Annotated in this window: 10 protein-coding genes; 7 read left to right on the plus strand and 3 right to left on the minus strand. The window is 69.0% G+C overall.

The annotated features are described in order from the left end of the window. Positions 1–27 precede the first annotated feature (27 nt). Together ASE44_RS16325 and ASE44_RS16330 are read left to right on the plus strand one after the other, a co-directional pair. Complete coding sequence (locus ASE44_RS16325; RefSeq protein WP_056012257.1) at positions 28–1,206, plus strand: inorganic phosphate transporter; 1,179 nt, start codon at positions 28–30, stop codon at positions 1,204–1,206. Further along, a complete protein-coding gene (locus tag ASE44_RS16330; RefSeq protein ID WP_056012254.1) occupies positions 1,203–1,538 on the plus strand; it encodes a hypothetical protein in 336 nt (111 codons plus the stop codon). Before ASE44_RS16325 ends, ASE44_RS16330 begins: the two co-directional genes overlap by 4 nt. A gap of 158 nt (positions 1,539–1,696) precedes the next feature. Here the strand turns inward: ASE44_RS16330 and ASE44_RS16335 are convergent, their stop codons facing one another. Further along, positions 1,697–2,974 (minus strand): uracil-xanthine permease family protein, encoded by a 1,278-nt coding sequence (locus tag ASE44_RS16335; RefSeq protein WP_056781867.1) that lies wholly within the window; start codon positions 2,972–2,974, stop codon positions 1,697–1,699. Between the two features lie 134 nt (positions 2,975–3,108). On the opposite strand from ASE44_RS16335, the gene ASE44_RS16340 reads away from it, so the two are divergent. The 3 genes from ASE44_RS16340 to ASE44_RS16350 all read left to right on the plus strand — a co-directional run bounded on the left by ASE44_RS16340 (position 3,109) and on the right by ASE44_RS16350 (position 7,170). Then, complete coding sequence (locus ASE44_RS16340; protein ID WP_056012248.1) at positions 3,109–4,560, plus strand: NCS2 family permease; 1,452 nt, start codon at positions 3,109–3,111, stop codon at positions 4,558–4,560. Between the two features lie 67 nt (positions 4,561–4,627). Next, positions 4,628–5,530, plus strand: coding sequence for a phosphodiesterase (locus ASE44_RS16345; RefSeq protein ID WP_056781869.1), 903 nt, complete (start codon positions 4,628–4,630; stop codon positions 5,528–5,530). Positions 5,531–5,703: 173 nt separating this feature from the next. Beyond that, positions 5,704–7,170 carry an aspartate ammonia-lyase gene (locus ASE44_RS16350; RefSeq protein WP_369796508.1) on the plus strand — a complete coding sequence of 489 codons (1,467 nt, stop codon included), beginning with the start codon at positions 5,704–5,706 and terminating at the stop codon, positions 7,168–7,170. A gap of 64 nt (positions 7,171–7,234) precedes the next feature. Here the strand turns inward: ASE44_RS16350 and ASE44_RS16355 are convergent, their stop codons facing one another. Further along, on the minus strand, positions 7,235–8,140 hold the full coding sequence (locus ASE44_RS16355) for a fumarylacetoacetate hydrolase family protein (RefSeq protein ID WP_056781870.1): 906 nt from the start codon (positions 8,138–8,140) through the stop codon (positions 7,235–7,237). Between the two features lie 308 nt (positions 8,141–8,448). On the opposite strand from ASE44_RS16355, the gene ASE44_RS16360 reads away from it, so the two are divergent. Next, complete coding sequence (locus ASE44_RS16360) at positions 8,449–8,823, plus strand: FKBP-type peptidyl-prolyl cis-trans isomerase (RefSeq protein ID WP_056012238.1); 375 nt, start codon at positions 8,449–8,451, stop codon at positions 8,821–8,823. Between the two features lie 87 nt (positions 8,824–8,910). Next, on the plus strand, positions 8,911–9,441 hold the full coding sequence (locus tag ASE44_RS16365; RefSeq protein WP_056012236.1) for an adenine phosphoribosyltransferase: 531 nt from the start codon (positions 8,911–8,913) through the stop codon (positions 9,439–9,441). Between the two features lie 21 nt (positions 9,442–9,462). Here the strand turns inward: ASE44_RS16365 and ASE44_RS16370 are convergent, their stop codons facing one another. Beyond that, positions 9,463–10,779 (minus strand): MFS transporter, encoded by a 1,317-nt coding sequence (locus ASE44_RS16370; protein WP_200921135.1) that lies wholly within the window; start codon positions 10,777–10,779, stop codon positions 9,463–9,465. Positions 10,780–10,859 lie beyond the last annotated feature (80 nt).

Raw genomic sequence — 10,859 nt, forward strand, 5'->3', positions numbered from 1 at the left:
ATTCGCTCCGCCTCGAGAAAGACACCAGTGGAACTCGTTACCCTGACTGTCGTGCTGGTCATCGCACTGGCCCTGTTCTTCGACTTCACGAACGGGTTCCACGACACGGCGAACGCCATGGCGACGCCGATCGCCACGGGTGCGCTGAAACCGAAGACCGCCGTCCTCCTCGCCGCGATCCTCAACCTGGTCGGTGCGTTCCTGTCCACCGAGGTGGCGAAGACCATCTCCGGAGGGCTCATCCGCGAGGGTGAGGGCGGTATCCGCATCGGGCCGGAGCTCATCTTCGCCGGCCTGATCGGCGCGATCGTCTGGAACATGCTGACGTGGCTCCTCGGCCTTCCGTCCTCCTCGAGCCACGCGCTCTTCGGCGGGCTCATCGGCGCGGCGATCGTCGGCGCAGGCCTCGGCTCCATCGACTTCGGCGTTGTCCTCTCGAAGGTCATCCTCCCGGCGCTCATCGCCCCGGTCACCGCCGGCCTCGTCGCGTACTCGGCCACGAAGCTGGCGTACCGCATCACGCGACGCTACGACGGCAAACCCGACGGCCGCGACGGCTTCCGGTACGCGCAGATCTTCTCCTCCTCCCTCGTCGCCCTCGCACACGGCACCAACGACGCGCAGAAGACGATGGGCGTCATCACGCTCACCTTCATCGCGGTCGGGGTGCAGGCCGTCGGCACCGGCCCCGAACTCTGGGTCATCGTCGTCTGCGCGCTCGCCATCGCCCTCGGTACCTACATGGGCGGTTGGCGCATCATCAAGACGATCGGTACGGGGCTCACCGATGTGAAGCCGGCGCAGGGCTTCGCCGCCGAGACGAGCACCGCCGCGACGATCCTCGCGTCGAGCCACCTGGGCTTCGCGCTGTCGACCACCCAGGTCGCCTCCGGGTCCGTCATCGGTTCCGGTCTCGGGCGTCGTGGTTCGAAGGTCCGTTGGGGGACGGCCGGACGCATCGCGCTCGGTTGGCTCATGACCCTGCCCGCCGCCGGCATCGTCGGCGCCCTGGCCGCCGCCGTCGCACACCTCGGGCTCTTCGGCATCATCGTCGACGCCGTCGTCGGCATCGGCGTGATCCTCACGATCTTCCTCATCTCGCGCCGCAACCAGGTCGACCACAGCAACGTCGTCAGCGAGGTCGCCGACTCCGGTCGCGCCGTCAAGATCAAGCGCAACCCCAAGCCCAAGAAGGTGAAGAAGTGATCGACTGGGCAGCATTCCTGATCGTGTTCGCGACGTCGCTCGTCGGCGCCACCGCCGTGGTCAGCCTGTACTCCTTCGGGCTCCGGCTGCTCACCACCGCCGGACGTATCCCGGTCGTCGCGCCGGCCGAGTTCACGGACGCGATCACCGTCATCACACCGGAGGAGGCTGCGAAGGCGGCGAAGCGTGCCGCCAAGGCCTCGCGCAAGAACCCGCTGACGCCCGCACAGCAGAACCTGGCCCGCGCCGGTGCCTACGCCTGCTTCGCGCTCTGCGCGGCCGCGGTGCTCTTCGGCATCTACCTGATCGTCCCGTTCTTCCACCAGGGCTGACCCGTCTCGCCAGCGCACCGCGCTGACGTGAACCGCACCGACCCGGCGTGACCGCGGGTCACGCGCGCGAACGCGGTGCTCCGCAGACCCGCGCTCGCGCGGACGACCCGCACTGACGTCAGCGCACCGCGCTGGCGCACCGGCCCGAACCGGATCGGTCAGGCGGTCTTGCGCCAGCGGCCGATGACCGTCATCACGTGGTAGATGACGATCGCCGCGATCGTGCCGAGCGCGATCCCGTTGAAGCTGACGTCGCCGCCCGCCACCCAGGTGAAGTCGGCGATGCCGATGATGAGCGCCGTGGCCGCAGTGAACTGGTTGACGGGCTTCGAGAAGTCGACCCTGTTGTCGAGCCAGATCTTCACGCCGATGATGCCGATGAGCCCGTAGAGGGCCGTCGTGACACCGCCCAGGACACCTGCGGGGATGGTGTTGATGACCGCACCGACCTTGGGGGAGAGGCCGAGGAGGACCGCGAACAGGCCGGCGACCCAGTAGGCCGCCGTCGAGTAGACGCGCGTCGCGGCCATGACACCGATGTTTTCGCCGTAGGTCGTCGTGCCCGAACCGCCGCCGAACCCGGCCAGCATCGTCGCGAGACCGTCGGACAGGAGCGCGCGACCGGTCTGCTTGTTCACGGAGGCGTCGGTCATCTGTGCGACGCCCCGGATGTGCCCGACGTTCTCGGCGATGAGGACGAGCACGACGGGGAGGAACGCCGGGAGGACGGCCCAGACGGCCGGGTTCGAGATCGGGTTGTCCGCGAGATGGAACTCGGGGAGGCCGACCCAGGCGGCGTCGGCGATCTTCGAGAAGTCGATCTCCTGTCGGATCGCCGCGACGACGTAGCCGACGACGACGCCGATCACGATCGACAGACGGCCGAGGATGCCGCGGAAGAGCACGGTCGAGAGGATGACGGCCGCGAGCGTCACGAGGGCGGTGACCGGAGCTTCCACGAAGTTGTTCTTCGCCGCGGGGGCGAGGTTGAACCCGATGAGCGCGACGATGGCGCCGGCGACGACCGGCGGCATGAGCGCGTCGATCCAGCCGGTGCCGGTGACCTGCACGATGACACCGACGAGCGCCAGGAGGAGCCCCACCGCGAGGATGCCGAAGAGGGCGCTGCCCATGCCCTGGCTCGCGACGGCGGCCGAGATGGGGGCGATGAACGCGAAGGAGGAACCGAGGTAGCTGGGCACACGGTTCTTCGTGATGACGAGGAACAGGATGGTGCCGACGCCCGAGAAGAAGAGGGTGGTCGTGGGCGGGAAGCCGGTGAGGACGGGCACGAGGAAGGTCGCGCCGAACATCGCGACGACGTGCTGCATCCCAAGCCCGATCGTCCGGGGCCAGCTGAGCCGTTCTCCGGGGCCGACGATCGCGTGGGTCGGGACGTGCTTGCCGTCGCCGTGCAGAGTCCAGGGCAGCGCCATGTGAGCTCGATTCCGTGGGAGGGTGCTGGTTAAGGGGTCCAGCCGATCGTAGCGGGACCCTTGCATCCCGGTCGTCGCGGGGCGGTCCGCCGTGCCGGTACGCTGGTTGCTTCGATGCAGACCCAGGAGGTCCAGTGACCACGACGCCCACCGCTCCGCGCTCGTTCCGAGAGCGTCTCGACGGTTTCTTCGAGATCAGCAAGCGCGGCTCGACCGTCGGAGGGGAGGTGCGCGGTGGCCTCGTGACCTTCGTCGCGATGGCCTACATCGTCATCCTCAACCCGATCATCCTGAGCGGTTCGGCCGACGTCACCGGAGGTGAACTCGGCTTCGCGCAGGTCGCCGCCGTCACCGCCCTGACCGCCGGCGTCATGACGATCCTCTTCGGCCTCGTGGCACGTCTGCCGTTCGCCTTCGCGGCAGGGCTCGGGATCAACTCCTTCCTCGCGGTCAGCGTCGTCGGCCAGGTCACCTGGGCGGAGGCGATGGGCCTCGTCGTCATCAACGGTCTGATCATCGTCCTCCTCGCGGCGACCGGTCTCCGCGCGATGATCTTCAACGCGGTGCCCATCCAGCTGAAGATCGCGATCACGGTCGGCATCGGCCTGTTCATCGCCTTCATCGGTTTCGTCGATGCCGGCTTCGTCCGCTCCACGGGCGCCGGATCCCCGCCGGTCGGCCTCGGTATCGAGGGTTCCGTGGCGACGGTCCCCACCGCCGTGTTCGTCATCTCGCTCCTCCTCACCGGTGTGCTCGTGGCCCGCAAGGTGAAGGGCGCCCTCCTCATCGGCATCGTCGCCTCGACGATCATCGCGATCATCGCTGAGGCCGTCTTCAAGGTCGGCGCCTCGAACGGTGGCGAGAACGCCGGCGGCTGGAACCTCAGCGTGCCCACCCTCCCCACCCAGGTCGTCGGCCTGCCCGACCTCAGCCTGCTCGGCCAGGTGAGCTTCGGTGGCTTCGAGCGCATCGGTGTCCTCGCCGCGCTCATGCTCGTCTTCACCCTCGTGTTCACGAACTTCTTCGACGCGATGGGCACCATGACCGGGCTCTCGAAGGAGGCCGGCGTCGCAGATGCGAAGGGCGACTTCCCGCGGCTGCGATCGGCACTGATCGTCGAGGGCGTCGGAGCGGTGGCGGGTGGCGCCACGTCGTCCTCCTCGTCGACCGTGTTCATCGAGTCCGGTGCCGGGATCGGCGAGGGGGCCAGGACCGGCCTCGCGAACCTGGTGACAGGCGTGCTGTTCCTGCTCGCGATGTTCTTCACGCCGCTCACCCAGATCGTCCCGTCCGAGGTCGCCGCTGCCGCCCTCGTCATCGTCGGGACGCTCATGATGTCGCAGATCAAGGACATCGTCTGGACGGAGTTCTCCGTCGCGCTCCCGGTGTTCCTGACGGTCGTCGTCATGCCGCTCACGTACTCCATCGCCAACGGCATCGGCGCAGGCTTCATCGCCTGGGTCGTGCTGCGCTCGCTGTCCGGCAAGGCACGGGAGATCAGCCCGCTGCTCTGGATCGTGGCGGCCGGCTTCCTCGTGTTCTTCGCCCGCGGGCCCATCGAGCAGCTGCTCGGCGTCGCGTCCTGAGCCGGCGTCCGCCGCTGTCGGCGGCGGACGATCCGGTCTCGTCGGAGGTGCGTCCTAGACTCGGGGCATGACTTCCGACGTCCGATTCGGCCAGTATCCGGCACCCAGCCGCGTCATCGTCCACCTGAGCGATCCGCACCTCCTGGCCGACGGCCGTCGCCTCTACGACGCGGTCGACGTGCAGGCGAACCTCGAACAGGCGCTCCGGCAGGTCGAACGCATGCGGCTCCGACCCGACGCGATGGTCTTCACGGGAGACCTCGCCGACCTCGGCGAGGCCGACGCCTACCGGCGGCTCCGCGAGCGGGTCGAACCGGTCGCCGAACGGCTGGGCACCACGATCGTCTGGCTCATGGGCAACCATGACGAACGCTCGGTCATGCGCACGGAGCTGCTCGACCTGCCGGCGGGCGAGCAGCCGCTCGACGCCGTGTGGGACTTCGGTGGACTCCGGGTGATCGGCCTCGACTCGACCGTGCCGGGGTGGCACCACGGTGAGCTGGAGGACGAGCAGTTGGCGTGGTTGCAGTCGGTGTTGAGCACGCCGGCACCGCTCGGCAGCATCCTCGCCATGCACCACCCGCCGGTGCCGTCGAGCGTCCCCTTCTTCGACATCCTCGAGCTCCGCGACCAGCACCGGCTCGAAGCCGTCCTCCGGGGCAGCGACGTCCGGGCCATCCTCGGTGGTCATCTGCACTACTCGACATCGAGCACCTTCGCCGGCATCCCGGTCCAGGTCGCCAGTGCGAGTTGCTACTCGATGAACCTCTCGCTCCCGTCCACGGAGGTGAACGGCATGTTCGGCGGGCAGTCCTTCAACCTCGTCCACGTGTACGACGACCGCATCACGCACTCGACGGTCCCACTCGGCGACTTCGTCACCGCCGACACGTTCAGCGAGGCGTTCATCGAGCGCATGGCGGCACTGAGCCCTGCCGATCGACTCGAGGCGTTCTCCCGGAAGCGGTGACGCCCGGCGCCGACCGTCTCGGGAACGAGACACGCGAGCGGCACCGGTGGACGCGCCCGGCTACGCTGGATGGGACATCCACCCACCAGGCAACGGAGCCACGAGTGACGATCAGCACCACCACCAGCACCATCCCGACCACCCCTGGAGCACACGACGACATGGCGGACAGCATGAGCACGGGCGAGACACGGACCGAGTCGGATTCGCTCGGCTCGATGCAGATCCCGGCTGACGCCTACTGGGGCATCCACACGGCACGAGCGCTCGAGAACTTCCCCATCACCAAGCGCCCGATCTCGGTCTACCCGGACCTCGTGGTCGCCATCGCGAGCGTCAAGCAGGCTGCGGCCCGCGCGAACGCCGAGATCGGGGTCCTCGATCCCGCGAAGGCGAACCTCATCGACCGCGCCTGCCAGATCATCATCGACGGCGACTTCCACGAGGAGTTCCTCGTCGGCGTGATCCAGGGCGGCGCCGGCACCTCGACGAACATGAACGCGAACGAGGTGATCACGAACATCGCCCTGGAACTCGCCGGCCACGCGAAGGGGGAGTACCAGTACCTGCACCCGCTCGACGACACCAACCGCTCGCAGTCCACCAACGACGTCTACCCGACGTCGATCAAGATCGCGCTCGCGTTCTCCCTCCAGTTCCTGCTGACGGAACTCGGACTGCTGCGCGACTCGTGCAGTGCCAAGTCCGACGAGTTCTCCCACGTCTTGAAGGTCGGCCGCACCCAGCTGCAGGACGCGGTGCCGATGACGCTCGGCCAGGAGTTCCACGGGTTCGCGACCACCCTGACGGAGGACTACGACCGCCTGCAGGAGACCCTGTGGCTGCTCGCCGAGGTCAACCTCGGCGCCACCGCCATCGGAACGGGGATCACCGCAGACCCCCGCTACGCGGAGTCGGTCGTCCGGCACCTCAACCAGATCACCGGCTTGTCGCTCACCACCGCTCCCGACCTCATCGAGTCGACGAGTGACGCCGGCGGGTTCATGTCGTTCAGCGGCACCTTGAAGCGCAGCGCGATCAAGCTCTCGAAGATCTGCAACGACCTCCGGCTCCTGTCGAGCGGGCCCCAGGCCGGATTCGGCGAGATCAACCTGCCGCCCCGTCAGGCCGGGTCGAGCATCATGCCGGGCAAGGTCAACCCGGTGATCCCGGAGGTCGTGAACCAGGTGGCCTTCAGCGTCGTCGGTGCCGACATGACGGTGACGATGGCCGCCGAGGCCGGGCAGCTGCAGTTGAACGCCTTCGAGCCTGTCATCGCACACTCCCTGCTCCAGAGCATCGTGTGGATGGCTCAGGCCTGCCGGACGCTGCGGGTGAACTGCATCGACGGCATCACGGCGAACGAGGAGCGCCTCGGCGTCATGGTCGGCGCCTCCGTCGGGGTCATCACGGCCCTCACGCCGTTCATCGGCTACCAGTCGGCCGCGGCGCTCGCGAAGACCGCCCTGCTCACCGGACGGAACGTCGCCGACCTCGTCGTCGAGGCGAACCTCATGACCCGCGAGGACGTGACGAAGCAGCTTTCTCCCGCCCGACTCTCGGGGATCGAAGCGGTGACGTCGGCCATCCCGATCATCGACCTCCCGATCCCGGGCGCCGACTCCGACCCGAGTCGCTGAGCCGCACACACGACGAAGCCGTCCGGACCCATGGTCTGGACGGCTTCGTGCTGGGTCCGAGGGACTACTCGGCGGCGGTGACCCGGCAATGGGTCGTCAGCGACCCGACGCCCTCGACCGATACCGTCACGGTGGCACCGTCCGTGAGGAAGACCTGCGGGTCGCGCGAGTATCCGGCGCCGCCCGGGCTGCCCGTGGAGATGAGGGTGCCGGGCAGGAGGGTCGCCGAACCGGAGAGGTGCTCGATGAGCGTCGCGACGCTGCGGACCATGTGGCTGGTCGAGGAGTCCTGCAGCGTCACGCCGTCGAGGACCGTCGAGATGTGGAGGGCCTGTGGGTCGGCGATCTCGTCGGCCGTCACGACCACGGGGCCGGTCGGGGTGAAACCGTCGAAGGACTTGCACCTCGACCACTGCGCCTCGGAGTACTGGATGTTCCGTGCCGTGATGTCGTTGACGACGGTGTAGCCGAACACGTATCCCAGGGCGTCGGCTGCTGCGACGTCGCGGGCGGCGCGACCGATGACGACGCCGAGTTCGGCCTCGTAGTCCACCTGCTCGCTGATCTCGGCCGGCCAGCTCGTCGTGCCCTCGTGACCCGTCAGCGAGTTGGCCCACAGGCCGAAGATCGTGGGGGCGTTGTCCGTCTTGAGGTTGAGCTCCTGCGAGTGTGCGGAGTAGTTCAGACCGACCGCCAGGATGGTCGGTGGACGGAGGACCGCCGAGGCGTGCACGAGGCCGTCGAGCGGTTCGCCGCCGACGCCGTGGGCGATGGAGGTCTCGACGAAGCTGCGCACCCGGTCGAGCTCGGCGGGACCGCGCTCGATCAGCTCCTGGAGGTCGCGCGGGGCGTCTTCGAGGATCTCGTCGAGGAACACCGCCCCGGAATCGCTGATGACGGCGAGTCTGACCCGCGGCTCTGCGGGGGGACTCGACTGGTGGTCTGTGGCGACGAAATGGGCGAACTTCACGCCTCTACGCTATCGCAGCCTCGTCGGCGGTGGGCGTTGTGGCCATAGCGGTCCGGGCCCGAGTGGAGCGGCTCGACCTCACCCGGACAGACTCATCGCCCGGTGCCGCGGCAGTGCCTGCGAGTCGCCCGGGCGATGAGTTGGTCTGTCCCATCAGCTTGCACCCGTCGGCGACGGAGCGCAAGACCCCGAATGCAGCTCGCCGGAGGCGCTCGGGTCTTCGATCCCGCATGCGGGGGAGTGGTGCCAGGTCACGCGCTCAGCGAAATCCGCATGTGCCGCGTCGGAGGAACTGCTTGGATGGATCCATGACCGATTCAGCACGCACCAAGCCCGAGGTCGACGCCCCAACGGGCCCGGCCCCCACCGAACTCGTCGTCGAGGACATCTTCATCGGCGAGGGCGACGAGGCCCAGGCCTCCTCGACCGTCGACGTCCACTACCTCGGCGTCGGCTACGACTCCGGCGAGGAGTTCGACTCCTCGTGGAGCCGCGGACAGTCCATCAACTTCCCGCTGCGCAACCTCATCCAGGGATGGCAGCACGGCATCCCCGGCATGAAGGTCGGCGGCCGCCGCAAGCTCACGGTCCCCCCGGAGCTCGCGTACGGCCCGGCCGGTGGCGGACACCAGCTGTCCGGCCAGACGCTGGTCTTCGTGATCGACCTCCTGGGCGTCAAGTAACCATCCGCAGGTCACCCCTCGTCCCCGCCGACCGACGGTCGCGGTGACGAGGGGTGTCGCATGTCCCCCAGACCGAACGAGGACCAGATGACCACCGCCACCCAGTACGTCGACCGCCTGACGGCGACGATCCCCGACTTCCCGACGCCCGGGATCCTGTTCCGCGATCTGACGCCCGTCTTCGCCGACGCTGACGCCTTCCGCGCGATCATCGACGAGCTGGGCGAGCACTTCGCCGGTCGCTTCGACGCGGTCGCCGGGGTCGAGGCCCGCGGGTTCCTGCTGGCCGCCGCCGTCGCCTACGCGACGCACACGCGGCTGGTCCCGATCCGCAAGGCCGGCAAACTGCCGGGCGAGGTCCTGCGTGAGGACTACGGCCTCGAGTACGGCGCCGCGGCGCTCGAGCTGCGGACCGAGCAGCTGCCCGCCGGCACCCGCGTCCTCATCCTCGACGACGTGCTCGCGACCGGCGGGAGCTGTGGCGCGGCCGTCAACCTCATCGAGCGGGCCGGGTACACCGTGGCCGGACTCGGGCTCGTCCTCGAGCTGGAGGGCCTCCCCGGTCGCGCCTCGCTCGCCGGCCGCGACGTCTTCTCCATCGCCACCGCGCCCGCCTGAGTCGGGCCGCCTGAATCGGGCTCAGGGCGTCGGCGTGCGGGCGTCGTAGCGGCGGAAGCCGCCCTGGAGGCGCACGACGGTCCATACGAGCGCCATGACGAGGAGCCCTCCGGCGAGCGCCGGGATCCAGAGCGCGAACGCCGAGGCGGCGAGGCCGATGTAGAGGTCGCCGACGCGCGGCCCTCCGGTCACGACGACGGTGAACACGCCCTGGAGTCGCCCGCGGACGGCGTCGGGCACGGCGGCCTGCAGGATCGTCATGCGGAAGATCGAGCTGACGTTGTCCGCGGCACCCGCGACGGCGAGTGCGGTGGCGGCGATGACGATGGCGGGGAGGTTCGCGCCGTCGGGCTCGTGCGTGGCCGCGCCGGAGAGGGTGACCCAGGCGAGGACCGCCCCGAATCCGGCGACGGCGAGGCCGTAGACGATGATGGCCCGCTCGATCGCGCGGCCCTGCCGGTCGATCCGGCCGAGTCTTCCCGACACGAGGCTCGACAGGAGTGTGCCGACGGCGCCGGCGGCCGTGAGGACACCGACGGTGATCGCGCCGCCGCCGAGGACGAGGGTGCCGACGGCGGGGTAGAGCACCCGCGGGTTGCCGAAGGTCATCGCGATGATGTCGACGATGAACGTCATCCGCACGCTGGGGGCGGTCTTGAGGAACGTCCATCCGTCGACGAGGCTGCGGATGCCGGGAAGCCGGCTGACCCCGCCCTCCGGGAGGATCTTCGGCAGAGACGCGATCCCGAGGAACGCTGCGACGAACAGGACGACGTCGATCGTGTAGGTCCACTGGAAGCCCACGCCGGCCACGAGCACGCCGGCCAGTGCCGGGCCCACCGTCACCATGACCCCGGCCGCGATGCCGGAGAGGGCGGCGGCCGCGGGGAGCAACCGCGCCGGTAGGAGCCGAGGGAGGATCGCCTGTCGGGTCGTCCCGACGATCGTGGTCGACACGGCGTTGATCGTCGTGAGCAGGTACAGGGGCCAGACGAGTTCGGAGCCGCTCCAGGCGAGCACGGCGATGACGGCCGTCGAGACCCAGGTGACGATCGCCGCCGAGAGCGCGACCGTGCGTCGGTCGAAGGCGTCCGCGAGCATGCCGCCGTACAGCCCGAAGCAGATCATCGGGAGCAGGGCGATGACGCCGACGAGGGAGACGGCGAAGGTCGAGGCGGTGAGGTCGTACACCTGGAGGCCGACGGCGACGATGGTCATCTGGCCGCCGATGCCGGTGATCGCGCCGCCGATCCACAGTCGTGCGAAGGCGGGACTCTCCCGGAGGGGACGCAGATCGACGAAGAGTCCGCTTCGGCCCGGGGTCGCGGGCGCGGTCACCGCTGCATCGGCGGACGGTGCGGATGCGGAGACATGACCGCCAGCATACGCCGGGAGACCCGCGCCCCCCCCCCCCCCCC

Source organism: Plantibacter sp. Leaf1, from assembly GCF_001421315.1.
Taxonomy (GTDB): Bacteria; Actinomycetota; Actinomycetes; order Actinomycetales; family Microbacteriaceae; genus Plantibacter.

Coding starts and splice junctions, on each gene's coding strand:
- ASE44_RS16365 (WP_056012236.1), top strand. CDS start 8,911: ATGACCACCGCCACCCAGTACGTCGACCGCCTGACGGCGACGATCCCC.
- ASE44_RS16335 (WP_056781867.1), bottom strand. CDS start 2,974: ATGGCGCTGCCCTGGACTCTGCACGGCGACGGCAAGCACGTCCCGACC.
- ASE44_RS16350 (WP_369796508.1), top strand. CDS start 5,704: ATGAGCACGGGCGAGACACGGACCGAGTCGGATTCGCTCGGCTCGATG.
- ASE44_RS16360 (WP_056012238.1), top strand. CDS start 8,449: ATGACCGATTCAGCACGCACCAAGCCCGAGGTCGACGCCCCAACGGGC.
- ASE44_RS16345 (WP_056781869.1), top strand. CDS start 4,628: ATGACTTCCGACGTCCGATTCGGCCAGTATCCGGCACCCAGCCGCGTC.